Source organism: Micromonospora sp. PLK6-60, assembly GCF_019890675.1.
GTDB lineage: Bacteria > Actinomycetota > Actinomycetes > Mycobacteriales > Micromonosporaceae > Micromonospora.
Map to the genome: position 1 here is coordinate 1 of NZ_JAIOAA010000017.1, position 24418 is coordinate 24418.

The 24418-nt window shown below is 71.4% G+C and carries 19 protein-coding genes and 1 pseudogene; 9 read left to right on the plus strand and 11 right to left on the minus strand.

What is annotated here, in order from left to right; genetic code table 11:
• Window positions 1–156: 156 nt before the first annotated feature.
• The 3 genes and pseudogenes from rph to K7640_RS24600 all read left to right on the plus strand — a co-directional run.
• Entirely contained in the window at window positions 157–2754 is a 2598-nt protein-coding gene (gene rph / locus K7640_RS24590) for a rifamycin-inactivating phosphotransferase (RefSeq protein ID WP_222957280.1), read from the plus strand.
• Between the two features lie 395 nt (window positions 2755–3149).
• Window positions 3150–4934, plus strand: coding sequence for a hypothetical protein (locus tag K7640_RS24595; protein ID WP_222957281.1), 1785 nt, complete (start codon window positions 3150–3152; stop codon window positions 4932–4934).
• A gap of 45 nt (window positions 4935–4979) precedes the next feature.
• Window positions 4980–5904, plus strand: a pseudogene (locus K7640_RS24600) (glycosyltransferase family 2 protein); the annotation flags it as partial.
• A gap of 249 nt (window positions 5905–6153) precedes the next feature.
• Here K7640_RS24600 and K7640_RS24605 read toward each other — a convergent pair.
• The 4 genes from K7640_RS24605 to K7640_RS24620 form a co-directional block, all read right to left on the minus strand.
• Complete coding sequence (locus K7640_RS24605; RefSeq protein ID WP_255609887.1) at window positions 6154–7311, minus strand: serine hydrolase domain-containing protein; 1158 nt, start codon at window positions 7309–7311, stop codon at window positions 6154–6156.
• Window positions 7308–8135, minus strand: a complete 828-nt coding sequence (locus K7640_RS24610; protein WP_222957282.1) for a carbohydrate ABC transporter permease — start codon at window positions 8133–8135, stop codon at window positions 7308–7310. Before K7640_RS24610 ends, K7640_RS24605 begins: the two co-directional genes overlap by 4 nt.
• Complete coding sequence (locus tag K7640_RS24615) at window positions 8132–9025, minus strand: sugar ABC transporter permease (protein ID WP_308042687.1); 894 nt, start codon at window positions 9023–9025, stop codon at window positions 8132–8134. The genes K7640_RS24610 and K7640_RS24615 overlap by 4 nt, the downstream gene beginning before the upstream one ends.
• A 74-nt stretch (window positions 9026–9099) precedes the next feature.
• A complete protein-coding gene (locus K7640_RS24620) occupies window positions 9100–10455 on the minus strand; it encodes an ABC transporter substrate-binding protein (protein ID WP_222957284.1) in 1356 nt (451 codons plus the stop codon).
• A gap of 364 nt (window positions 10456–10819) precedes the next feature.
• On the opposite strand from K7640_RS24620, the gene K7640_RS24625 reads away from it, so the two are divergent.
• Both K7640_RS24625 and K7640_RS24630 read left to right on the plus strand, forming a co-directional pair.
• Window positions 10820–11845: a LacI family DNA-binding transcriptional regulator gene (locus tag K7640_RS24625; RefSeq protein WP_222957285.1), complete on the plus strand. Its 1026-nt coding sequence runs from the start codon at window positions 10820–10822 to the stop codon at window positions 11843–11845.
• A gap of 69 nt (window positions 11846–11914) precedes the next feature.
• Complete coding sequence (locus tag K7640_RS24630; RefSeq protein WP_222957286.1) at window positions 11915–12862, plus strand: family 43 glycosylhydrolase; 948 nt, start codon at window positions 11915–11917, stop codon at window positions 12860–12862.
• A 4-nt stretch (window positions 12863–12866) separates the two neighbouring features.
• On the opposite strand, the gene K7640_RS24635 is transcribed toward K7640_RS24630, so the two are convergent.
• Window positions 12867–13964: a sugar kinase gene (locus tag K7640_RS24635; protein WP_255609888.1), complete on the minus strand. Its 1098-nt coding sequence runs from the start codon at window positions 13962–13964 to the stop codon at window positions 12867–12869.
• A 2-nt stretch (window positions 13965–13966) separates the two neighbouring features.
• Complete coding sequence (eda, locus tag K7640_RS24640) at window positions 13967–14626, minus strand: bifunctional 4-hydroxy-2-oxoglutarate aldolase/2-dehydro-3-deoxy-phosphogluconate aldolase (protein WP_222957288.1); 660 nt, start codon at window positions 14624–14626, stop codon at window positions 13967–13969.
• Window positions 14627–14680: 54 nt separating this feature from the next.
• Here eda and K7640_RS24645 point away from each other — a divergent pair, with 54 nt between their 5' ends.
• Window positions 14681–15457: an IclR family transcriptional regulator gene (locus K7640_RS24645; RefSeq protein ID WP_255609890.1), complete on the plus strand. Its 777-nt coding sequence runs from the start codon at window positions 14681–14683 to the stop codon at window positions 15455–15457.
• A gap of 47 nt (window positions 15458–15504) precedes the next feature.
• Here K7640_RS24645 and K7640_RS24650 read toward each other — a convergent pair whose 3' ends face one another.
• The 5 genes from K7640_RS24650 to K7640_RS24670 form a co-directional block, all read right to left on the minus strand.
• Window positions 15505–16377 carry an amidohydrolase gene (locus tag K7640_RS24650; protein ID WP_222957290.1) on the minus strand — a complete coding sequence of 291 codons (873 nt, stop codon included), beginning with the start codon at window positions 16375–16377 and terminating at the stop codon, window positions 15505–15507.
• A 75-nt stretch (window positions 16378–16452) separates the two neighbouring features.
• Window positions 16453–17499 carry an ABC transporter permease gene (locus K7640_RS24655; RefSeq protein WP_222957291.1) on the minus strand — a complete coding sequence of 349 codons (1047 nt, stop codon included), beginning with the start codon at window positions 17497–17499 and terminating at the stop codon, window positions 16453–16455.
• Window positions 17492–18982: a sugar ABC transporter ATP-binding protein gene (locus K7640_RS24660; RefSeq protein ID WP_308042690.1), complete on the minus strand. Its 1491-nt coding sequence runs from the start codon at window positions 18980–18982 to the stop codon at window positions 17492–17494. Before K7640_RS24660 ends, K7640_RS24655 begins: the two co-directional genes overlap by 8 nt.
• A 105-nt stretch (window positions 18983–19087) precedes the next feature.
• Window positions 19088–20152 (minus strand): sugar ABC transporter substrate-binding protein, encoded by a 1065-nt coding sequence (locus K7640_RS24665; RefSeq protein ID WP_222957293.1) that lies wholly within the window; start codon window positions 20150–20152, stop codon window positions 19088–19090.
• A 34-nt stretch (window positions 20153–20186) separates the two neighbouring features.
• Complete coding sequence (locus tag K7640_RS24670) at window positions 20187–21506, minus strand: enolase C-terminal domain-like protein (RefSeq protein ID WP_308042691.1); 1320 nt, start codon at window positions 21504–21506, stop codon at window positions 20187–20189.
• A gap of 307 nt (window positions 21507–21813) precedes the next feature.
• Here K7640_RS24670 and K7640_RS24675 point away from each other — a divergent pair, with 307 nt between their 5' ends.
• The 3 genes from K7640_RS24675 (at window position 21814) to K7640_RS24685 (ending at window position 24398) form a co-directional block, all read left to right on the plus strand.
• On the plus strand, window positions 21814–22500 hold the full coding sequence (locus K7640_RS24675) for a FadR/GntR family transcriptional regulator (protein ID WP_222957294.1): 687 nt from the start codon (window positions 21814–21816) through the stop codon (window positions 22498–22500).
• A 111-nt stretch (window positions 22501–22611) separates the two neighbouring features.
• On the plus strand, window positions 22612–23640 hold the full coding sequence (locus K7640_RS24680; RefSeq protein WP_222957295.1) for a zinc-binding dehydrogenase: 1029 nt from the start codon (window positions 22612–22614) through the stop codon (window positions 23638–23640).
• The gene (locus K7640_RS24685) at window positions 23637–24398 is read left to right on the plus strand and encodes an SDR family oxidoreductase (protein WP_222957296.1); all 762 of its coding nucleotides are present in this window, start codon (window positions 23637–23639) and stop codon (window positions 24396–24398) included. Before K7640_RS24680 ends, K7640_RS24685 begins: the two co-directional genes overlap by 4 nt.
• Window positions 24399–24418 lie beyond the last annotated feature (20 nt).

Sequence of the window (24418 nt, forward strand, 5' to 3'; positions counted from 1 at the left end):
GTGCCGGCTCCAGTTGACGCCCCAACAGAAAAGGCAAGGAGACCACTCTCCCTGCCACTATCAACATATACCGCACCTGGGGGCTTGCGGCAAGACCCGTGCCCTGGCGCAGAATCGTCGGCCGAGGCGACAAGCTGCGGAAACGGGGGGCACGGCATGGTCGAGCGGTACGTGGTGGAGCTGAGCGAGGTCGACGAGAAGCAGGGGGCGCTCGTCGGGGGCAAGGGGGCGCACCTGGGCGGGCTGGCCCGGATCGGGGGCATCCGCGTGCCGGCCGGCTTCTGCGTGACGACGGACGCCTTCCGGCGGATCATGGCCGAGGCGCCGGCGATCGAGGATCGGCTCGATCAACTGTCCCGCCTGGGCCCGGACGACCGGGCGGCGATCGGCGAGCTGAGCGCGGAGATCCGCCGGATCATCGAAGGGGTCGCCGTCCCCGACGACCTGACGGCGGCGATCACCGAGGCGCTCGCCCGGTTCGGCGAGCAGGCCGCCTACGCCGTCCGATCCAGCGCGACAGCGGAGGACCTGCCGACGGCGTCCTTCGCCGGCCAGCAGGACACGTACCTCAACGTGGTGGGGGCGGCGGCGATCGTGGCGCACGTCAGCCGGTGCTGGGCGTCGCTGTTCACCGAGCGGGCCGTGACCTACCGCCAGCGCACCGGCATCGACCACCGGACGGTCCAGATGGCCGTGGTGGTGCAGCGGATGGTCCTCCCGGAGGCCGCCGGCGTCCTGTTCACCGCCGACCCGGTCAGCGGCAACCGGAAGGTCGCCACGGTGGACGCCGGCTTCGGCCTCGGCGAGGCGCTGGTCTCCGGCCTGGTGAACCCGGACGTCTTCCGGGTCCGCGACGGCGAGATCGTGGCCAGGGCGGTCGCCGCCAAGCAGCGTGCCGTGCACGCCCTACCGGCGGGCGGTACCCGGGAGGTGGCGATCGACCCGCGACGGCAGGAGCAACCGGCGCTGACCGACGCGCAGGTCCTGCGGCTGGTACGGCTCGGCCGGCGGATCGAGGCGCACTTCGGCCGCCCGCAGGACATCGAGTGGTGCCTGGTCGACGACGACTTCCAGATCGTGCAGAGCCGGCCGATCACCACGCTGTTTCCCGTTCCCGAGGCCCACGACGCGGAGAACCACGTCTACCTCTCGGTCGGCCACCAGCAGATGATGACCGACCCGATGAAGCCGCTGGGCCTGTCCGTGTGGCAGTTGACGGCCATGGCGCCGATGCACGTGGCCGGTGGGCGGCTGTTCGTCGACGCCACCCGGGGCCTGGCCGCGCCCGCGAGCCGCGCCGGCCTGCTGGACATGATCGGCAGGTCCGATCCGCTGACCAGGGACGCGCTGGAGACCGTCCTCGCGCGCGCCGACTTCGTCCCGTCGCTGCCGGACCCGGAGCCGGGCGGGCCGGCGGCCCGCGGCGCGCCCGCCCCGATCGAGACCGATCCGGCCATCGTCGCCGAACTGATCGCGCGCAGCGAGGCGTCCGTCGCCGCCCTGCGGCGCGACATCCGCACGAAGACCGGGCCGGAGCTGTTCGACTTCCTGCTGGCGGCCTTCGAGGAGCACAAGCGGATCCTCGGCGATCCGGTGAGCATGCAGGCGATCATGGCGGGGATGCAGGCCACCTGGTGGCTCAACGACCAGCTGTGGGAGTGGCTGGGCGAGAAGAACGCGGCCGACACGCTCACGCTGTCCGCCCCGAACAACGTCACCTCGGAGATGGGCCTGGCGCTGCTGGACGTCGCCGACGTGATCCGCCCGTACCCGGAGGTGGTGGCGTTCCTGCGGGACGTCGAGGACGAGGGTTTCCTGGACGAGTTGCCGAAGCTGGCGGGCGGCGTCGAGGCGCGCGACGCCATCGAGGCGTACCTCGACCGGTACGGGATGCGCTGCGTCGGCGAGATCGACATCACCCGGCCGCGCTGGCGCGAGCGCCCCCGCACGCTCGTCCCGCTGATCCTCGACAACGTCCGCAACTTCGCGCCGGGCGCCGCCGAGCGGCGCTTCGCACAGGGGCGGCGGGAGGCGAGCCGGAAGGAGCAGGAGGTGCTGTCGCGCCTGCGGGCCCTGCCGGACGGGGCGCGCAAGGCCGACGAGGCCAAGCGGATGATCGACCGGGTCCGCACCTTCATCGGCTACCGGGAATACCCGAAGTACGGGATCGTCAGCCGCTACTTCGTCTACAAGCAGGCCCTGCTGGCCGAGGCCGAGCGCCTCGTGCGGGCCGGCGTGCTCCCGGATCGGGAGGACATCTTCTATCTCACCTTCCCCGAACTGCACGACGTGGTGCGCGCGAACCGGGCGGACCACCAGCTGATCCGGGAGCGCCGGGACGCCTTCCGGTCGTACCACGCACTCACCCCGCCGCGGGTGCTCACCTCCGACGGCGAGGCCGTCACTGGCGCGTACCGGCGCGACGACGTGCCGGCCGGCGCCCTGGTCGGCCTGCCGGTCTCCGCCGGGACCGTCGAGGGCCGGGCCCGCGTCCTGCTCGACCTGGCGCAGGCCGCTGTCGAGCCGGGCGACATCCTGGTCACCGCCTACACCGATCCCAGCTGGTCGCCGCTGTTCGTCGCGGTCGCGGGCCTAGTGACGGAGGTGGGCGGCCTGATGACCCATGGCGCGGTGATCGCCCGGGAGTACGGCCTGCCGGCGGTCGTCGGCGTGCCGGACGCCACCCGGCTGATCCGCGACGGGCAGCGGATCCGGGTGCACGGCACCGACGGGTACGTCGAGATCCTGCCCTGACCGACACGGGTTCGGCGCTTGCCTTCCCATCGGCGGGTGGCTATGTTGTCGATCACAGGGAGTGTTGCCGCGGGAGCAGCTCGCTGATCGCCGCGGACGCCTCGGGCAGCGTCCGCACACCACGTTCCCGGCCGCGCCGTCAGGCGACTCGCGGTCGTGGCGTGGCCGTCGCACCGTCGGCCCCTGCGGGCCGCCGTCGGCAGCACCATCCGGCAGCTCCGGACCGCGGGGCCGGCCGGACCGGCCGGCGGACGTGCGACGACCTCACCAGCACAGCGCCGGCACGGCGAGGAGCCCTCGGATGAGTTCGCGAACCGCCCGACCACTACCCCGGCGACGGCCCACACTTCGGACAGTTGATCGACAAGGCCAACGCATCGGGGAGTATCTATTACATGAACACCCGGTCCACTGACGCCCGGCCGACCGCCGACATCGCGAGCCCGGACGAGACCACCGCCGGCCGGAAACCCGACGGGCGGGCCGGCCGGCGCTGGCCCCGCCCCGAATGGACCTGGGCGACCCTGGCCGGCCTGCTGCTGGCGGTGGTGCTGACCTGGCCGACGCTGCGGCACCCGGCGAGCACGATCCCCGGCGACCTCGGCGACCCCACCTTGCAGGCGTGGCAGATCGCCTGGTCGGGGCACGCCCTGCTCAGCGACCCGGCCGGCCTGTGGCACTCCAACACGTTCTATCCCGAGCGGTACACCTACGCCTACAGCGACACCCTGCTCGGGTACGCCCCGCTCGGGATGCTCGGCTCCGGCTTCGAGGCCGCCCTGATCCGGTACAACGTGGCGTACGTGCTGCTGCACGCGCTGGCGTTCGTCGGGGCGTACGCGCTGGTGCGGCAGCTCGGCGCGGGCCGGTGGGGCGGCGCGGTCGCCGGGGTCGCCTGGGCGTTCGCGCCGTGGCGGCTGGCCCACTCGGGCCACCTGAACATCCTGTCCAGCGGGGGGATCGCGCTGGCCCTGGCGATGCTGGCCCGTGGTCACGGCTGGTCGCTGCGACACGGATACCGGCCGGAGCGGCGGCGGCCCGGCTGGGCGCTGGCCGGGTGGCTCGTCGCCGCCTGGCAGGTCAGCCTCGGCTTCGGCATCGGGCTGCCGCTGGTCTACTTCCTGCTCGCCGCGACCCTGGTGGCGGCCGGCTGCTACGGCCTGGCCTGGTGGCGCCGGCGGGAACGCCCACCGTTCGGCCGGCGGCTGCTGCTCGCGGACCTGGCCGGCGGGGCCGCGTTCGGCACGGTGACGCTGCTGCTCGGCCTGGTCTACCTGCGCGTCGTCGACCTCAACCCGCAGGCCGTCCGGACGCTGGACTGGACGACCATGTTCTCCCCACCGCTGCTCGGGTTCGTCACCGCGCCGGGCGACTCGTGGTTGTGGGGCGAGCGGCACGCCGCCGCCCGGGAACAGTTGTCCTGGCCGCCGGAGATGGCGCTGCTGCCGGGCATGGCCCTGATCGGGTTGGCCGCGGCGGGGCTGTTCGTCTCGGTGTATCCGCTGCGGCACCGGGTCGCGCTGGGGCTCGGCGTGCTCGGCACGGTGCTGCTGGGCCTGGGCGCCACCCTCGGCGGCGACGGCGATCCCGGCTATCTGACGCTGTCGATGCACCTGCCGGGCTGGGACGCGTTGCGCACGCCGGGCCGGATGATGCACTGGACCAGCCTGCTGCTGGCGGTGCTGGCCGCCGGACTGGTGACGGCGCTGGCCGAGTCGTCGGGGCAGCCCACGTCCCGCCGCCGGAGCCGGATCCTCACCTCGCTGGTCCTGCTGGTGCCGCTGGCCCTGGTCACCCTGGAGGGCGTCAACCGGACACCCCACCCGGTCGTGCCCCGGCCGCCGGCCGCGCTGCGCACGGCGCAGGAGCCGATCCTGATGCTGCCCGCCGGCGGGGCGGGCGACCTGACGTACATGTTGTGGACGACCGACGGCTTCCCGCGGATCACCAACGGCCTGGCCGGGTTCGAGCCGGCCACCCAGGCCCAGACCCGGGCGGCGGTGGCCTCGTTCCCCGACCCGGGCAGCGTGGCGTACCTGCGCGGGATCGGGGTGCGGTCGGTGGTGGCCGTGCCGAGCAACACGGCGGGAACGCCGTGGGAGGGCATCGAGGCCCGACCCGTCGACGGGCTGGGCATCACCCGGGAGGACATCGATGGCGTGCTGGTCTATCACCTGTGAGGAGCGCGCCGGGCGGCCCGGCGGCGGACACCTGGGCCGGGCGGGGTGACGACGATGCGGCTGTCGGTGGTGGTGCCCTGTTTCAACGAGGAGGCGTCGGTCGAGCGGTTGCACCGGACCGTGCGCGACGCGTTGGCCGACCTGCCCGACGTCGACGTCGAGGTGGTGTACGTCGACGACGGCAGCGCGGACGGCACCCTCGCGGCGCTGCGCCGGCTCGCCGCCGCCGACCCGGCCGTCTGCTACACCTCGCTGAGCCGCAACTTCGGCAAGGAGGCGGCGATGCTCGCCGGCCTGGAGCGGGCCACCGGCGACGCGGTCGTCATCATGGACGCGGACCTGCAACACCCGCCCCGGCTGCTGCCGGAGATGGTGGCGTTGTACCGGCAGGGCTTCGACCAGGTGATCGCCCGCCGCGACCGGCACGGCGACCGGTTCGTACGCATGGTCGCCTCCCGGTCCTTCTACCGGATCATCAACTGGTGGATCGACGTACGCCTCCAGGACGGGGCGGGTGACTTCCGGCTGCTGTCCCGGCTCGCGGTCGACGCGGTGCTGGCGATGCCGGAATACAACCGCTTCTCCAAGGGGCTGTTCTCCTGGATCGGCTTCCGGACGGCCGTGGTGGCCCACCGCAACGAGACCCGGCAGGCGGGCCGGAGCAGGTGGACGCTGAGCAAGCTCTTCAACTACGCGTTCGACGGCCTGCTGTCGTTCAACAACCGGCCGCTGCGCCTGGCGATCTACGGCGGGCTGTTCCTCACCCTGATCGCGGTGGCCTACATGGCCTGGGTGGTCGCGGACGCCGTCGAGAAGGGCATCGACGTGCCCGGGTACACCACCATCATCGTCAGCGTGATCGGGCTCGGCGGCATCCAGATGATGATCCTCGGGGTGATCGGGGAGTACATCGGCCGGATCTACTACGAGACCAAACGCCGACCGCACTACCTGGTGCAGGAGACCGAACACCTGGTCACCGAGGCGGGCGAGGCGCCCCACCGGCCCGCCCGGCCGGTGGCGCGGTCGGCCGAACGGGGCCAGCGGGTGCCGCCGGCCCGGGAGAACCCGTCCCGACGCCGCGTCCTGCGGCGGGCCGCCGAGGACTCGATGACCGGCGACGCGGGCTCGCCGAGCGGGATGTCGCCGCGAGAACGGGCATGACAGTTGTCCCCGGGCGGCCCTGAGATCGGGCCGACCCGGGGGCTGCCGGGGCCGGCTAACCCGCCAGGCAGTCGCGCAGCGCCGCGCTGAGCAGGTCGGCCCGCACGTCGTCGACACCACCCATCTGGTTCACCACGTAGCCGAAGCCGACCTGGTGGGTGTCGTCGGCGAAGGCCAGGTGCCCACCCGCGCCGTCGTGGCCGAAGCTGCGCGCGCCGACCATCGGGCGCGGCGCCGAGTGCACCAGGAAGCCGGTGCCCCACCGGTGGCCGATGTCGGGATGCCCGTACACCTGCTGGCCGGCGGCCCGCACGGTGATGGCGTCGTCGACGGACGCGGCACTGAGCAGGCGCGGCCCGTCGACGTCGGCGACGCAGGCGCCGTAGAGGCGGGCCAGGCCCGCCGCGGTGCTGACCGCGCCCGCGCCCGCGATCTGGGCGGCCTGGATGGCCGGGTCGTTGAAGCTGACCAGGCCGTTCTCGTCGGCGGGGAAGGCGAAGGCGCCGCCCATGGTGATGCCGCGCTCGGCGACCGGGTGGGCGGCCGGGCCGGGGTCGCCGATCGGCGCCAGCATCCAGGCGACCGCGTCGCGCTCGGCGGCCGGCAGGCCGAGCCAGGTGCGCAGGCCGAGCGGCTCGCCGAGGGTACGGGCGAAGTAGGCGCCGGGCAGCTCACCGGTGATCCGGCGGATCACCTCGCCGATCAGCCAGCCGTAGGTGATCGGGTGGTAGCTGTGCGCCGTGCCCGGTTGCCACAGCGGTGCCTGCGCCTCGATCGCCTCGATCACCGGGTCCCAGGCGATGACCTCCTCGCGGGTGAACGGCTTGTCCAGCGCCGGCAGGCCGGACTGGTGGGTGAGCAGCCAGCGGACCGGGATCTCCGCCTTGCCGTGCTGGCCGAACCCCGGCCAGTAGCGGGTGACCGGGGCGTCCAGGTCGAGCCGCCCCTCCTGCACCAGCCGGTACGCGCAGATCGCCATGATCCCCTTGGTGACGGAGAAGACGACCGCGGGCGTGTCGGCGGTCCACGGACGACCGGTCCGGGGATCGGCCAGCCCGCCGTACAGGTCGACGACCTTGCGGCCGGCGACGTAGACGGCGACCGCGGCGCCCACCTCTCCCCGGCTGGCGAAGTTGCCCCGGAACACGTCGGCGACCGGGCCGAAGCCCTCGTCGACGTGGCCGTGGATCTGCGGGTCGGTCACACTCGTCATCCCTTCACGGAACCCTGCAACAGCGCCTTGATGAACTGCCGCTGGAAGATCACGAACACGATGAGGGTCGGGGTCAGGATCAGCAGCGACCCCGCGCACAGCAACACCAGGTCGGTCCCCCACTGCCCCTGGAAGGCGCCGAGCGCGCCGGCCATCGTCCGCTTGGTGGCGTCGTCGACGAGGACGATGGCGAGCAGGAACTGGTTCCAGGTCCACAGGAACAGCAGGATGGTCAGCGACGCGACGGCCGGTCGGGCCAGCGGCACATGCACCCGCCAGAACAGCTGCCAGGTGTTGCTGCCGTCGACCCGCGCCGCCTCGGACAGTTCGCGCGGCACGTTGATGAAGTGCGCCCGCATCCAGAACACCGCGAACGGCATGTAGAGGCCGATCAGCGGCAGGATGATCGCCCATCGGGTGTTGAGCAGGCCCAGGTCCCGGATCTGGTAGTACAGCGGGGTGACCACGGCCTCGAAGGGCAGGGTCAGGCCGAGCAGCAGCAGCCCGAAGGCGAAGTGGCCGCCGGGCACCCGCAGGTGGCCGAGCCCGAAGCCGGCCATGGTCGCGATGAGCACGGCGAACGGCACCACCCCGGCCACGATCAGCATGCTCGACTTCAGCAGGGCGCCCATGTTCGCGGCGGTGAAGGCGTCGGCGAAGTTGCCCCACTGCGGGTCCGTCGGCCAGGCCAGGCCGGTGGGCACGGTGCCGCGCGGTTGCAGGGCCGCCGAGAGCATGCTCAGGAACGGCAGCAGGGTGACGACGACCAGCGCGATCAGGAAGATCCGTCCGGTCAGCCGCTCGCTGCGACTGGTCAGGTTCATGGCTTCTCCCCCCGGGTCAGCCGTTGGATCGGCAGCACGCACACCAGGACCAGCAGCATCAGCACCACGCCCAGCGCGGAGGCCAGCCCGACCTGTCGCTGGGAGAAGGCGAGCCGGTAGATCTCCAGGCCCGGCACGGTCGTCTGGATGCCCGGTCCGCCGCTGGTGGAGATGTAGACGATGTCGAAGCTGGCCAGGGCCGCGATGATCGTCACGGTGAGGCAGATGCCGATCTCCTGGCGCAGGCTGGGCAGGGTGACCGCGAAGAACTCGCGGATCGAGCCGGCGCCGTCCATCCGGGCCGCCTCGTAGAGCGACGGGTCGATCTTGCTCATGCCGGTGATCAGCAGGATGGTGCAGAGGCCGAGCATGACCCAGGCGCCGATCACGCCCACCGCCGGCAGCGCGGTGTCGAACTCACCGAGCCAGGGCCGGGTGATCGACCCCAGCCCGACCGTCCGCAGCACCTGGTTGACCAGGCCGCTGCTGGACATCACCCAGCTCCAGGCGATGCCGGCCGCCACCAGGGGAATCACCTGGGGCAGGAAGAGCACGGTACGGACCAGCGTGCCGGCCGGGCCGGTGGCGATGCGCCGCACCAGGCTGGCCACCACCAGGCCCAGCACGACCGGCACGAAGCTGAAGAAGATGATCAGGATGAACGCGTTCGAAATGATCTTCAGCAGGTCCCGGTCGGTGAAGACGGTCAGGTAGTTGTCCAGCCCGACCCACCGGGCCGCCCCGATGCCGTTCCAGCGGTACAGCGAGTACTGCACGGTGAGCACGAGCGGGCGCAGCACGAAGAACCCGTACATGAGCAGCGCGGGCAGCACCCACAACCACCCGATCCACCGGGCCGTGCGGCCCCACCGCTTCCGGTGGAGCCGCACGGGTGATCCAGGATTCCCCCGGCCGGGTCGGGACGCGATGCCCGACCCGGCCGGAGCGCCGCCGAGGGCAGACGTCATCGGGACAGTTCCTTCTCGTACTCGGCCTGGACCGCCTTCACGTACCCCTCGGGCGTCTGCTGGCCGGCGACCAGCTTCTGCATCTCGGGCGTGATGGCCGAGGCGAAGATGCCGCCGGTCGCGTTCGCGGTGAAGTCGATCGCACCGTTGTCGGCGCCGAGCTGCTGCGCGGCCTTCAGGGTCTCGGCCAGCACGGTGCCCTCCTTCACCGACGGCAGGGGCAGGTCGGCCGGGCCACCCGGGCTCGAACCGCCCACGTTCACCGAGATCTCCCGGGCCTTGTCGTTGGTGTGCACCCAGTTGAGGAAGAAGGCGGCGGCGTCGGCGTTCTTGGCCTTGGCACCGACGCCGAAGGTGTTCGGCGCCGACATCGCCACGCGCTTGGCCTCGGCGGTCTCACCCGGGAAGAGGAAGAAGCCGACCTTGCCGGCCAGGCTCTTGTCCAGGTTCGCCGACTCCCAGTCGCCGTTGAACATGAACAGGCCGTTGCCCTTGCCGAACTCGCCCATCATCGCGGTGTAGTCGATGGCGTTCGCGTCCTTCGGGAAGTAGCCGGCCTTCGCCCACTTCTGGATGGTCTGGGTGGCCTTCAGGGCGGCCGGGGTGTCGAAGGTGGCACCCGGCTTCTGGAAGACCCAGTCCGCGATCTGGGCCGGGTCGCCGTACTGGTTCTGCAGCGCCTGGTGCGGGAAGTTGATGCCGGCAGTGTTCTTGTTGAACTGCATGATCGGCTGCAGGTTGGCGGCCTTGGCCTTGGCCAGCAGCTCCTCGAACTCGGCGATGGTGGCCGGCGGCTGGGTCATGCCGATCTTCGCGGCCTGCTCCTTGTTGTAGAACACGCCGGTGACGCTGTAGCCCAGGCCCATGCCGTACAGGGAGCCGTCGCCCCGCACGCCGCCCTCGCCGATCCGCAGCTGGACCAGCTGCGAGGCGGGGAACTTGTCCCACCCGTACGCGTCGAAGTACGGGTCCATGTTCTTCAGCAGCCCGTCCTTGACCAGGTCGACCATGGTGGGCAGCCGGATGATGTCGGGCGCGTTGTCCGAGGCCAGCACCCGCGGCGCGTTCTCCACGATGACGGTGAACTGGTCCTCGCGGATGTTGAACTTGACGTTCGGGTGCTGCTTGGTGAACTCGTCGGCGAGCGCCTTGGCCAGCGGGAAGCCGGTCTCGGCGTACATCTCCAGGGTGATCTGCTCGGACCCCAGCTCCGTGCTGACCTTGGCGTCGGAGTCGCCCGACGTCGTCTGCTCCTCGCCGGGTGGGCTGCAGGCGGTGATGGTCAGGCCGGCGGCGAGCAGTGGCACCAGCACTGCGAACCGGCGGCGGGTCATCCTCGGAAACTCCGGCACGTCATTAGCTCCCTTTGACTAGATCCGCGCGCCTCGTCCGTCGACGGCGGCGGTGGCAGTCGCCACCCGCCCGGCCGCCGGCCGTCACGTGTCGCGCGTCGCGCGCCGATTCCGGCTCGCGGTCCCGATATGAGCAGCGGAGGCGGGGGCCTCCGAAGCGGTGAACAGCCTCGCTAAACTGATTTAGCAGAGCATGCGCGTGCGACCTGGGACTGTCAAGAAGCAGTTGGCAACGGTCCGGAAACGGCTGGTTCACACAACGGTCTCGCCGAGGTCGGGCCGGCGGAGGCGGTGACGGACGCCGGGACCGGACGCATCATGATGAGCAGCAGCGGCGGGACGGATCGCCGGGATCGGAGGACTGATGGGCCGCGACCGCGCAACCCTGGCCGACGTCGCCGAACGAGCCGGGCTGTCCAAGACGGCCGCGTCGATGGTGCTCAACGGCCGGGAGGGCACCCGGCTCTCGGCGGAGGCCCACCAACGGGTCTTCGCGGCGGCCGAGGAACTCGGTTACCGACCCAACGTGGCCGCCCGGAGCCTGCGGACCCGCAAGACCGCCACCATCGCGTTCGTCTCCGACATCGTCGCCACCACCCGCTTCGCCGGCGGCCTGATCCGGGGTGCGCTCGACGCCGCCCGCGAGCGCGATCACGTCCTGCTCATCACCGAGACCCAGGGCGACGCGGCCTTCGAGCAGTACGCGATCGACGCGATCCTCGACCGCCAGGTCGACGGCGTGATCTACGCGGCCATGGCGACCCGCCGGCTGGCGGTGCCGCCGGCCATCCTCGGCGGCCGGGTGGTGCTGCTCAACGCGACAAGCGCGGAGCCGCTGCCCAGCGTGCTGCCGGACGACGAACGGGCCGGCGCGAGGATTGCCGAGACCCTGCTCGCGCACGGCCACCGGGACCGGATCGCCCTGATCGGCCGCAACCGCCAGAAGGAACGCGACCCGGAGATCTCGCTGGCCGCCGCGGCCCGGCTGCGCGGCATCCGGGGCACCCTCGCCGACGCCGGTGTCACGCTGTCGACCGAGGGCTTCTGCCCGGAGTGGCAGCCGGAACACGGCTACACCGCGACCCGCGCGCTGCTGCGGCGGCCGACCCGACCGAGCGCCATCATCTGCATGAACGACCGGCTCGCCTTCGGCGCCTACCAGGCGCTCGGCGAGGCCGGCCTGAGCATCCCGGGAGACATCTCGATGATCTCCTTCGACGACGATCCGATCGCCACCTGGCTGCGCCCGAAACTGTCCACCGCCGCGCTGCCGCACGAGCAGATGGGACGGCGGGCGGTGGAGTTGCTGGTGGACGGCGACACGCACGAGCCGTCGTACGTGCCGATGCCGCTGCGCCGCCGTCGCTCGGTCGGCGCCCCGGCCGGCTGACTCCCCCGTCGGCTCGCCGGACGAAACCCGCGCTAGCCGCTAAACCGATTTACTGATAGCTTTCCCGCCATGCTACGTCTGCCCGACCACTGGGTGTGGGACAGCTGGTACGCCCAGGACGACGACGGTTCGTGGCACGTGTTCTTCCTGCGTGCCTCCCGGGCCCTGCTGGACCCGCACCGTCGTCACCGGCGCGCCTCCATCGGCCACGCCGTCTCCACCGACCTGCGCTCCTGGCGGCTGGTCGCCGATGCGCTCGTGCCCGCCGACCCGCCCGGCTGGGACGATCTGGCCACCTGGACCGGCTGCACGGTCCGGGGCCCGGACGGGCGGTGGTACCTGTTCTACACCGGCGTCGGCCGGGCCGACGACGGGCTGGTCCAGCGCATCGGGCTGGCCGTCTCCGACGACCTGATCACCTGGCGGCGGCACGGCGACGGGCTCGTCGTGGAAGCCGACCCCGCCTGGTACGAGGTGCTCGACCGCGAGATGTGGTACGAACAGGCCTGGCGCGACCCCTGGGTCTTCCCCGATCCCGACGGCAACGGCTGGCACATGCTCATCACCGCCCGCGCCAACCAGGGACCGGCCGACGCACGGGGCGTCATCGGCCACGCGACCTCGCCCGACCTGCTCACCTGGACCGTCCAGCCGCCGTTGTCCGCGCCGGCCGGCTTCGGCCACCTCGAGGTGCCGCAGGTCGCCGTGGTGGACGGGCAGCCGCTGCTGCTGTTCTGCACCAACGCCATCGCCGCCGGCCGTGGCTCGACCCACCAGCTCTGGGTGGCGAACGCGCCGACGGTCCAGGGCCCCTGGGACGTGGCGTCGGCCCGGCCGGTGGTGACCCCGAACCTGTACGCGCCGCGGCTGGTCCCCGACGCCGACGGCTGGTCCCTGATCGGTTTCGTCGACGAGGTGGACGGCGAGTTCGTCGGCGAGCTCAGCGACCCGATCCCGGTCCGCTACGACAGCGGCGCCGGCCTGGTCACCCGGGTGACGGCTCCCGCCGCCGGCTGACCGGTCAGCGCTGCACGCGCGCGCCGCCGCCACCGACCAGGGCCTCGACTTCCTTGAGGCTCGCCATCGAGGTGTCGCCGGGGGTGGTCATCGCGAGAGCGCCGTGTGCCGCCCCGTACTCCACGGCGGTCGCGAGGCCGCCCTTCGCCAGCAACCCGTAGATCAACCCGGAGGCGAAACTGTCGCCGCCGCCGACCCGGTCGAGGATCTCCAGGCCGGGTCGGTGGGTGGCCACCACGAAACCGGTGTCGGCGGACCAGGCGACGGCACCCCAGTCGTTGACCGTGGCGCTGTGCACGGTACGCAGCGTGGTGGCCACCACCTGGAAGTTGTCGTACTCCTTCGTCACCGCCTCGATCATCCGCCGGAAGTTGTCGACGTCGAGGTGGGTCAGGGCGGCGTCGGTGTCGGGCACCTCGAAGCCCAGCGACGCGGTGAAGTCCTCCTCGTTGCCGATCATCACGTCGACGTAGCGGGCGAGGCGGCGGTTGACCTCCCGCGCGCGGGCCTGCCCGCCGACCGCCTTCCACAGGCTGGGCCGGTAGTTGAGGTCGTAGGAGATGACGGTGCCGTGCCGGGCGGCGGCGGCCATGGCCGCCTCCATGGTGTCCGGGGTGGTCCCGGAGAGCGCGGCATAGATGCCTCCGGTGTGCAGCCAGCGCACCCCGAGCGTGCCGAACAGGTGGTCCCAGTCGACGTCGTCGGGACGCAGCTGACCGGCGGCGGTGTGGCCGCGGTCGGACGTGCCGACGGCGCCTCGTACGCCGAAACCGCGTTCGGTGAAGTTGAGCCCGTTGCGGACCGTGCGGCCGATCCCGTCGTAGGGCACCCACTTCACCAGCGAGGTGTCCACCCCGCCCTGCAGCACCAGGTCCTCCAGCAACCGGCCCACCTCGTTGTCGGCGAAGGCCGTCACCACGGCGGTGCGCAGGCCGAAACAGCGGCGCAGGCCGCGGGCCACGTTGTATTCGCCGCCGCCCTCCCACACCCGGAAGTTTCGGGCCGTGCGCACCCGGCCCTCGCCCGGGTCGAGGCGGAGCATGATCTCGCCGAGCGACACCAGGTCGTATCGGCACTCGTCGGCGGGGCGGATCTGACGCATCGTCATGCCTCCGGCTCGGGACGGGCGGCGGCGACGGCCGCCGCGGTGCGGGCGGTGACCTCGTCCCAGCGGGCGGCGGCGATCAGCTCCGGGGCGACCATCCAGGTGCCGCCGACGGCCAGCACCGCGGGGTGGGCGAGGTAGTCGGCGAGGTTGCGGGTGTTGACGCCGCCGGTCGGGATGAACCGCACCGAGCGGAACGGTGCGGCGAGCGCCGTCAGCATCCCGATGCCACCGAGCTGCTCGGCCGGGAAGAACTTGACCGTGTCCAGGCCCGCGTCGAGCGCCAGCTGGATCTCGGTGGGCGTCACCGCGCCCGGAAAGACCGGAACACCGAGCTGCTGACAGTGCCGTACGACCTGGGGCCCGAAGCCGGGGCTGACGACGAACCGCGCGCCGGCCTCGACGGCCTGGTCGACCTGGGCCGGGGTCAGCACCGTGCCGGCCCCGACGAGCACCTCGGGACGCTCGGACATGACCCGGATGGCCTCGGCCGCGGCCACGGTCCGAAAGGTCACCTCGATGCTGCGCAGGCCGCCCCGGGCGAGGGCGGCGGCGAGGGGGTCCGCGTCACGCGCGTCGTCGAGCACGACGACGGGGAGGATCCGGCTCGCCTCGATGACGGAGAAGACATCTTGTTCATCATGGTGAACATCGGTCACACTCATGACCCTACTGGGGCCGATCCGGCTGTCAAGACCGCTACAGTGGCCGCCATGGCAGCACCCGAACCGTTCCCACCGGTGAAGTCGGCCGGCCGGACGCTGGAGGTACTCGAAGCGCTGGCCGCCTCGCCGCACCGGCGTTCCCTGGTCGACCTGGCCCGCACGCTGAACATCCCGAAGAGCAGCCTGCACGGCATCCTCCGGACCATGGCACAGCGCGGCTGGGTGGAGAGCGACAGCACCGGAACACGATTCGGGCTGGGCGTCCGCGCCCTTCAGGTGGGCGCCGCCTACCTCTCGACGGACGACGCCGTGGGACTCCTGGGCAGCGTTCTCGACGACCTGTCGCAGCAGTTCGGGGAGACCGTCCACCTCGGACGCCTCGACGGCGCGCACGTCGTCTACCTGGCCAAACGCGAGTCGGTGCACCCGTTGCGGCTCTACAGCGCGATCGGGCGGCAGCTGCCGGCGCACGCCACCGCGCTGGGCAAGGTCCTGCTCGCCGGCCGCCCGGACGACACCCTCGACCAGCTACTGACCTGGCCGCTGCCCGCCCTGACCGCGCACACCATCACCACCCGGGACGCGCTGCGCGCCGAACTCGCCACCGTGCGGGCCCGCGGCTACGCCGTGGATCGCGAGGAGAACACCGAGGGCATCGCCTGCTTCGCGATGGCCGTACCGTTGCAGGCGCCGGCGACCGACGCGATCAGCCTGTCCGTGCCGCTGGCCCGGCTCGGCACGGACAGCGAGGAGCGGATCGTGGCCGCGCTGTGCCGGGCCGTCGACCAGGTCGAGGCCGCGCGCGGCCTGCTGTCCACGGCCTGAGCCGGAGAGTCGGATTCCGGGAACTTCCATACCTGGCCACACCGGCCTCACGCCGGTGGCGGTGGCAGCCGGTAGGTGCGGCGCGCGGTCTGGTGCCAGATCGCGCGTCGCTCGCTTTCGCTGCATTCGCTGAGCAGCTCGGCGAGCACGTCGATCCAGCGTTGGTAGCCGGTGGCGAGCAGGCTGACCGGCCAGTCGGAGCCGAACATCAACCGCTCGGGGCCGAAGACGTCCAGGGCGTGCATGACGGCGGGTTCGACGTCGCGGCGGGTCCAGGATTGCCAGTCGGCCTCGGTGGCCAGGCCGGAGAGCTTGGCCGTCACGTTGGGCAGCCGGGCCATGGCCCGCAGGTCGGAGACCCAGTCGCCCAGGTCCCGGTCGACCAGTGGCGGTTTGCCGAGATGATCCAGAACGAAGGACACCTGTGGCAGGTCGGCGGCCAGGCGGGTCGCCGCGGGTATCTGGTGATGGCGGATCACCAGGTCGAACACGATCCCCGCGTCGGCGGTCGCCGCGACGGCGCGCCGGACGGCGGTCCGATCGAGGAACGCGGGGTCGGGTTCGTTCTGGACCACGTGTCGGATGCCGACGAGATTGCCGCCGGTCGCCAGCTTCTGGATCGCCTGGGGCGCGTCGTCCGCCGTGACGTCGACCCAGCCGACGACACCGGCGATGAGGTCACTGTTGGCGGCCGTGTCCAGCAGGTCGGCCGTCTCGGCCGCGGAGTGGATCGCCTGTACCACCACCGTCTGGGTGACGCCGGCCGCTCGGGTGGCCGCGGCGAGGTCGGCCGGGCCGAAGTCGGCGTCGATGGCGCCCATCGACTGCGGGTCGATCCAGGGCTGCGGGTGCCGGCTCCGGTCCCACAGGTGGTGGTGGGCATCGACGATGTCGGTCTGCACGTCGCCTCCGGTCGTCATCGGGATCCTGGTCGGTGGTGCACCCGCGTCGGCCGTGGGCCTCGCCCCGGGCGGATCGAGGCCCACGGCCGGGCGCTACTCATGCGCCTTGCCGCCGGTGATGCGGGAAACGACGAGCGCGATGAGGATGATGGCGCCGTTGAGCGCGCCGATCCACTGCGCGGGCACACCGGCGAGGGTCAACACGTTCTGGATCATGAACAGCAGCAGGATGCCGGTGAAGGCGCCGAACATCGTGCCCTTGCCGCCGTTGAGGCTGACGCCGCCGATGACCGCGGCGGCGAAGACGGTGAAGATGGCGCCGTTGCCCTGGGACGCGGCGACGGAGGCCAGCCGGCCGGAGAGCATCAGACCGCCCAGCGCAGCCAGCACGCTGGCGATGGTCAGCGCGGTCCAGAGCACCCGGTCGGTGCGGATACCGGCGGCCTTCGCGGCGTCGACGTTGCCGCCGATCGCGTACAGCGAGCGGCCGAAGCCGGTGTAGCCGAGCAGGATGATCCCGGCGGCGAAGAGTGTGACACAGATCCAGATAGAGGCGGGCACTCCGAACCAGACAGCGGTGCCGAGATACATCATCGACTCGGGCAGGTTGAAGAAGGTCTGGCCGCCGGAGATCCCGGTGAGCAGACCGCGCAGGACGATGAGCATGCCCAGGGTGACGATGAACCCGTGCAGGCCGAACCGCACGATCAGCGCGGCGTTGGCGAGGCCGATGAGCGCGCCCACCAGCAGGGTGACCGGGATGGCCCAGCCGCCGGAGAGCAGGCCGGTGCCGTGACCGGCGCCGACCGCGACGGTCATCCACGCCGCGACGCCGGGCGCCAGACCGAACGTCGACTCCAGCGACAGGTCCATCTTGCCGGAGACCAGCACGATGGTCTGGGCCAACACCAGCAGCCCGATCTCCGACATGGTCTGCGCGATGTTGATGAGGTTGTCCGGCTGCAGGAAGACCGGGTTGATGATCTGGCCGACGATCGCGATGAGCACGATCGCGGGGACCAGTGCGAGGTCGCGCAGCCGGGCGATGGCGAGCTTGCCGACGCGTCGACCGGGTGGTGGTCCGGCCGCGACAGCCGCGTCGGCGGTGGCCGCATTCGCGGTGGTCATGGTCTCAGGCATCGACGGTCAGTCCTTCCATGGCGGCTACGAGGTCGTGGTCACGCCAGCCACTGGGCATGTCGGCGACGATGCGCCCCTGGAACATCACCAGGACGCGGTCGCAGATTCGCAGGTCGTCGAGCTCGTCCGAGGCGACCAGGACACCGGTGCCGGTATCCGCGACCTCGTCGACCTTGTCGAGCAGGAACTCCTTGGAACGCACGTCGACCCCCGCCGTCGGCGTGATGAGCACCAGCACGCGAGGATCGTTGGCGAGGGCCCGGGCCATCACCACCTTCTGCTGGTTGCCGCCGGACAGCCCGGAGACCTCCAGATCCGGGCCGGGAGTCTTGATCGCCAGGTCGTCGATCAGGCGGTTGGCGACCGTGTCGCGGCGCCGGGTGCTCAGGAAGCCGGCCCGGCCGAGCCGTTCCGTGATGGTCATGGTGGCGTTGTCGGCGATCGACATACCCGCGACCAGGCCCTGCTGGTGCCGGTCCTGGGGCACGAATCCGACGCCCGCCGCCAGCGCGGCGTTGACGTCGCCGGGCCGGGGCCGGTGACCGCCGACGGTGACCGCGCCCGCGTCGGGGGTGCGAAGTCCGACGACGGACTCGGCGACCGCGGTCTTGCCACTGCCGCCGGCGCCGGCCAGGCCGATGATCTCACCGGACCGGACCTGGAACGACACGTCGTCGTAGAAGCCGCCCATCCGCAGGTCGGACACGTCGAGCACCACCTCGGCCGGTCCGGCGGGCCCGTTGCGGGTACGGGCCGCCTGCAGCGCCGCGGCCTCGCCGGTCATCGCGGCGACCAGCTCGTCGCGGGGCAGCTCGGCGACCGGAGCGGTGATGATGTGCCGGGCGTCGCGGTAGACCGTCACGATGTCGCAGATCTCGTAGATCTCCTGCAGGTGATGGCTGATGAACAGGAACGTGACGCCCTGCTGCTGCAAATCCCGGATGTGGTCGAACAGGCGGGCGATCGCGGCCGCGTCGAGTTGGGCGGTCGGCTCGTCCAGCACGATGAACCGGGCACCGAACGACAACGCCCGGGCGATCTCCACGAACTGCCGCTGCTCGACGCTGAGGTCACCGGCTCTGCTGTCGACGTCGACGTCGACCGACCACAGCGCCAGCAGGTCCCGGGCCCGCTGCCGCAGGCCACGCCAGTTGATCAGGCCGCCGCGACCGCGGTCGTACCGGTTGAGCAGGAGGTTCTCGGCCACCGTCAGCTCGGGGATGATGGTGGACTTCTGGTAGACGCAGGCGACCCTCTGCCGCCACGCGTCGCGGTCGGACAGCCGGGGTGCGTCGGCCCCGCCGAACCGGATCTGACCGGCGTCCGGGGCCTGCAAACCGGTCAGGATCGACACGAGGGTCGACTTTCCCGCCCCGTTCCGGCCGACCAGGGCGTGGGTCTCGCCGCTGTGGACGGTGATCCGGGCCCGGTCGAGCGCCACCGTCGGGCCGTACCGCTTGCTGACGTCGATCGCCTCCGCCACGGGCGGGCCCGATCGGGCCCGCCCGTCGCCATTCGGAGCCGGTGACGAGCGTGTCGAAGGCTGCCCGTTACCGTTCATGAGCGCATATCTCCTTCGGGACCGCGGTCAGCCGATGTTGTTGCCCCAGAGGGACTTGTCGTCGGGCTTGAGGCTCTCCACGCCGCCGTACGTACCGCCGTCGAGCGTGACCAGCGGCGCCGAGAGCTGGTCCTCCAGCAGGCCCGGACGGACTTCGATGATGTTGCTGTCGTGGTCGGTGGGGCCGGGCTGGAAGGTCTTACCGTCGATGGCGGCCTTCAGGTAGTGCAGGGCGTACTTGGCGTACAGGTCCGCGGGCTGGGAGACGGTGGCGTCGATGTTCCCGGCGGTGATGTCCTGCAGCTCCTTGGGGATGCCGTCGTTGGAGACCACGAAGACGTGCTTGGGGTCGTCCGGCGCGGTGAGCAGGTTACGCTGCTTGAGCAGCTGCAACGTCCCGGCCAGGGCGAAGCTGGACTGCATGTAGACGCCCTTGATGTCCGGGTGCTCGGTCAGCCGGATCTGCAGCTTCTGCGAGGCGATCGCGCCGTCCCAGTTGGTGGCCTCGCCGAAGACGGTGATGCCGGGGTAGCTCTTCTTCATGCAGTCGTTGAACGCCTCGGTGCGGTCGCGACCGTTGATCGAGGCCAGATCGCCCTGGAGCATGACCACCTTGCCGGCGCCCTTGAGCTTGGTGCCGAGGAAGTGGCACGCCTTCTCGCCGTAGGCGCGGTTGTCGGCCCGTACGACCATGAACACGTCACCCTGGTCGGGGCGGGTGTCCACGGTGACGACCGGGATCTTCTTGCTCGCCAACGTCTGCAGGGCGGGCGCGATCGCGGCGGTGTCCTGCGGTGCCATCGCGATGCCCTTGACCCCCTGGCTGATCAGCGTCTGGACGTTGGAGGTCAGCTTCGCCACGTCGTTCTGGGAGTTGGTCGTCTTCAGCTCCAGGCCCAGCTCCTGCCCGGCCTCGGGGGCGTACTTGATGTAGGAGTTCCAGAAGTCGGTGTCCGATCGGGGGTAGTCGACACCGACGACGGGGGCGCCACCGCCGCCTCCGCTGGACGACGTGTCGCCACCGCACGCGGTCAGCAGCAGTGCGACGGACATGACGAGGGCGGCGGCCGAGGCGGTCCTGCTAGGTTTCATCACGGCTCCTGTGTGGAGGGCACTCAGAGGGAAATTAGCGGTGCTCGGATGGTGCTCCCGCGAGATTCCATTGCGGGCCGTTCGGATAGTGGTACGCGGTGACCGACCGGGGATGCATCCGGGCGCTCATGCCCGGCGCCCGCGGCGCGAGGTACCGCCCGTCCCGGATGCGCACCGGGTCGACGAAGTGCTGGTGCAGGTGGTCGACGTACTCGATGAACCGGCCGTCCGTGCTGCCGCTGACGGCGACGTAGTCGAACATCGCCAGGTGCTGGACCATCTCGCACAGGCCCACGCCGCCGGCGTGCGGGCACACCGGCACGCCGTACTTCGCCGCCAGCAGCAGGATCGCGATGTTCTCGTTGACGCCGGCCACGCGCGTCGCGTCCAGTTGCAGCACGTCGATGGCCCCCGACTGCAGCAACTGCTTGAACATGACCTGGTTGTGGCAGTGCTCGCCGGTGGCCACCTTGATCGGCGCCACCGCTCGCCGGATGGTCGCGTGGCCCAGGATGTCGTCGGGTGAGGTCGGTTCCTCGATCCAGTACGGCTCGTACGGCGCGAGCGACCGCAGCCAGGTGATCGCCTGATCGACCCCCCATGCCTGGTTGGCGTCGACCGCGATCCGCACGTCCGAGCCCACCGCGTCCCGGGCCAGACCCATCCGCCGGACATCGGCGCCGTTGTCCGCGCCGACCTTCAGTTTGATCAGGTCGAACCCGTCGGCCACCGCCTCCTTGGCCAGCCGCACCAGCTTCTCGTCGGTGTAGCCGAGCCAGCCGGGGGTGGTGGTGTAGGCCGGATAACCCTCGGCGATCAGCTGCCGCTGCCGCTCGGCCCGACCGGGCTGCGCCCGACGCAGGATGTCCAGCGCCTCGTCCGGGGTGAGCGCGTCGCGCAGATAACGGAAGTCGATCATGCTCACCAACTGCGCCGGTGGCATCTCGGCCAGCAACCGCCACAGTGGCTTGTCCTCCCGACGCGCGTACAGGTCCCAGGTCGCGTTCACGATCGCCCCGGCGGCCATGTGGATGACGCCCTTGTGCGGGCCGAGCCAGCGCAGCTGGCTGTCACCGGTCAGCCTGGCCGAGAAGCCCCTCAGGTCCCCGAGGACGTCGTCGACCGGCAACCCGGTCACCAGCGGCGCCAACGCCTGGACGGCAGCCTGCTGGACGTCGTTGCCGCGACCGACCGTGAAGGCCAGCCCGAACCCCTGCGCGCCGGCGCTGGTGCGGACGGTCACGTACGTCGCCGAGTAGTCCGGCTCCGGGTTCATCGCGTCGGACCCGTCCAACTCGCGGGAGGTGGGGAACCGGACATCGACCGCCTCGATCGCGCTGATCACCTCGGTCACCGCACGTCACCTCCTCCACCCGCCGCACGTGCCGGCTGCGGCATCGCCGTCCGTCGCTGTCGCTCATCGACCGGTAACCCGTAGGCCATGGGATGTCTTTATAGCCCGCCCCCGCGAGCTGCGTCTAGACACAGTTTCGAAACATGGTGTCCTTAAAGGCTTTTGCCTGCTCCGGTCCGATCAAGAGATTCGGGGAGTCGTTACGCAGGTTTCCAGACATGGGATCACCTGTTACGGTTCAGGCTCCCGCGAACACTCCACCCGCCGCCCGTTCCGTGGGCGGGGGCACCCGACCAAGGGGCACGACATGTCGCTGACCGACAAGGCGATGACGCGCCTGCGTGAGCTGATCCAGTCCGGTGAGCTGCCGCCCGGCACCCGGCTGCCACCCGAGCAGCAACTAGCCACGGAGCTGGGGGTGGGCCGCAACATCATGCGGGAGGCGGTACGGGCGCTGGTGGCCGCACGGGTGCTGGAGGTGCGCCGAGGAAACGGCACCTTCGTCACCAGCCTCGAACCGCGGTTGTTGCTGGAGAGCATCGGCGGCGCGGTCGAGCTGTTGCAGGGTGACACGATGCTCGAGCTGACCGAGGTGCGGCGGCTGTTCGAACCCGCCGCCACCGCGCTGGCCGCCACGCGCATCACGCCCCAGCAGCTCGCCGTCGTCCAGGGGCACCTGGAGGCGATGCGCGCGGCCGCCGACGATGTGGAGCTGCTCAACCAGCACGACGCCGCGTTCCACCGCGCGGTCGTCGCGGCCACCGGCAACGAGACACTGTCGACGGTCCTGGAGGGGATATCCAGCCGGACCGTGCGGGCGCGGGTCTGGCGCGGGCTCGTCGACGCCGACGCGGCCGGTCAGACGCTGCGGGAGCACGAAGCGATCTATCTGGCGCTCGCCGCCGGCGACGCGATCCAGGCGCAGGCGGCCGCCCTGATGCACATCATCACGACGGAGAGTTGGTTACGCCTGCACCTGGCGGAAGAACGGTAGGGGCGTCAGCCCGCAAGCCCAGCAACCCGGCCGGGATCCTCGTCGCCATGTCCGGTGTGAGCCGCGGCGGCGTGGTCGCCGCAGCCACCGACCAACAGCGAAGGACCACCCATGCGTTCAGCTCTGTACGCGGGCAACTCGACAATCGTGGTCGAGGACCGTCCCGCCGTCCCTCCCGCCGCCGGCGAGGTGCAGATCGACGTCGCCTACACCGGCATCTGCGGCACCGACCTGCACATCCTGCACGGGGCGATGGACCACCGGGTACAGATTCCCCAGACGATCGGACACGAGATGTCCGGCCGCATCGCCGCCCTCGGCCCGGGTGTCGACGGTTTCGCGGTCGGGACGCCGGTCACCGTGATGCCCCTGCGCTGGTGCGGTTCGTGCCCCGCGTGCCTGGCCGGCCACCGGCACATCTGTCACCGGCTCGACTTCGTCGGCATCGACTCGACCGGGTCGATGCAGCAGCAGTGGACCGTGCCGGCCGACCTCGTCGTCCCCCTGCCCGAGGACCTTCCGCTGCGGCACGCGGCGCTGGTCGAACCCACCGCGGTCGCGGTACACGACGTGCGCCGCGCCGACCTGCACCGTGGCGACCAGGCGCTGGTGATCGGTGGCGGCCCGGTCGGCGTCCTGATCGCCCAGGTGGCGCGGGCGGCCGGCGCCGAGGCCGTCGTCCTGGAACCGGACCCACACCGCCGGGCTGTCGCCGAGAGGATCGGCATCCGCGCCCTCGATCCCTCGGCCGGCGATCTGGCGGCCGAGGTCGCCGCCTGGACCGCCGGCGCCGGGCCGGCCGTCGCCTTCGAGGTCTCCGGCTCGGCGGCCGGCCTCACCACCGCGGTCGACCTGTTGGCGACGCGCGGCCGGCTGGTGGTGGTGGGCATCCACAACCAGCCGCGCGAGCTCGACGTGTTCCGGTTCTTCTGGCGGGAGCTGTCCATGGTCGGCGCCCGGGTCTACGAGCGCGCCGACTACGAATCCGCGATCGACCTGCTCACCGACGGCACCATCGCGGCCGAGGCGCTGATCACCCACGTCGAGCCGCTCGCCGACGCGGCCGCCGCCTTCGCCGCGCTCGGCGGCGGCGGAGCCGTCATGAAGGTCCTGATCGACTGCCAGGAGGCCACCCCGTGAACCCCTTCGACCTGTCCGGCCGGCTGGCCGTCGTCACCGGCGCCCGGCGCGGCATCGGCCTGGCCGTCGCGGACGGCCTCGCTGCCGCCGGCGCCGACATCGTCGCGGTCAGTGCCCACCTCGAACCCACCGGCAGCGAGGTCGAGAAGCGCGTCCGCGGCCACGGCCGCAGCTTCGCGGCACACCAGGTCGACTTCGCCGACCGCGCCGCCGTCACCGCCTTCGCCGACCGGCTGGAGCACGGCGACCGGCCGGTCGACATCCTGGTCAACAACGCCGGCACCATCAGACGCGCACCGGCCGCGCAGCACGGCGACGAGCTGTGGGACGAGGTCCTCGCGGTGAACCTGTCCGCCCAGTTCGTGCTGACCCGGCAGATCGGCAACGGCATGCTGGCCCGCGGCCGGGGGAAGATCATCTTCACCGCCTCCCTGCTCAGCTTCCAGGGCGGCATCAACGTGCCCGGCTACACGGCGGCCAAGTCCGGGCTGATCGGCCTCACCCGGGCACTGGCCAACGAATGGGCGGCCCACGGCGTCAACGTCAACGCCATCGTCCCCGGCTACATCGCCACCGACAACACCCAGGCCCTGCGGGAGGACCGGGACCGCAACACGGCGATCGTCGGACGCATCCCCGCCGGTCGCTGGGGGCGCCCCGACGACCTGGCCGGCGCCTGCGTCTTCCTGGCCAGCGCCGCGTCCGACTACGTGCACGGGGCCGCCATCCCGGTCGACGGTGGCTGGCTCGGCCGCTGACCGGCAGCTCCACCACGAGC

Excerpts from the sequence above, each read along its gene's own strand:
- K7640_RS24650 (WP_222957290.1), bottom strand. The coding sequence starts at position 16,377 with ATGACGACCGGAGGCGACGTGCAGACCGACATCGTCGATGCCCACCAC.
- K7640_RS24630 (WP_222957286.1), top strand. The coding sequence starts at position 11,915 with ATGCTACGTCTGCCCGACCACTGGGTGTGGGACAGCTGGTACGCCCAG.
- K7640_RS24655 (WP_222957291.1), bottom strand. The coding sequence starts at position 17,499 with ATGCCTGAGACCATGACCACCGCGAATGCGGCCACCGCCGACGCGGCT.
- K7640_RS24605 (WP_255609887.1), bottom strand. The coding sequence starts at position 7,311 with ATGACGAGTGTGACCGACCCGCAGATCCACGGCCACGTCGACGAGGGC.
- K7640_RS24625 (WP_222957285.1), top strand. The coding sequence starts at position 10,820 with ATGGGCCGCGACCGCGCAACCCTGGCCGACGTCGCCGAACGAGCCGGG.
- rph (WP_222957280.1), top strand. The coding sequence starts at position 157 with ATGGTCGAGCGGTACGTGGTGGAGCTGAGCGAGGTCGACGAGAAGCAG.
- K7640_RS24675 (WP_222957294.1), top strand. The coding sequence starts at position 21,814 with ATGTCGCTGACCGACAAGGCGATGACGCGCCTGCGTGAGCTGATCCAG.
- K7640_RS24635 (WP_255609888.1), bottom strand. The coding sequence starts at position 13,964 with ATGCGTCAGATCCGCCCCGCCGACGAGTGCCGATACGACCTGGTGTCG.
- K7640_RS24645 (WP_255609890.1), top strand. The coding sequence starts at position 14,681 with ATGGCAGCACCCGAACCGTTCCCACCGGTGAAGTCGGCCGGCCGGACG.
- K7640_RS24595 (WP_222957281.1), top strand. The coding sequence starts at position 3,150 with ATGAACACCCGGTCCACTGACGCCCGGCCGACCGCCGACATCGCGAGC.
- K7640_RS24665 (WP_222957293.1), bottom strand. The coding sequence starts at position 20,152 with ATGAAACCTAGCAGGACCGCCTCGGCCGCCGCCCTCGTCATGTCCGTC.
- K7640_RS24610 (WP_222957282.1), bottom strand. The coding sequence starts at position 8,135 with ATGAACCTGACCAGTCGCAGCGAGCGGCTGACCGGACGGATCTTCCTG.
- K7640_RS24680 (WP_222957295.1), top strand. The coding sequence starts at position 22,612 with ATGCGTTCAGCTCTGTACGCGGGCAACTCGACAATCGTGGTCGAGGAC.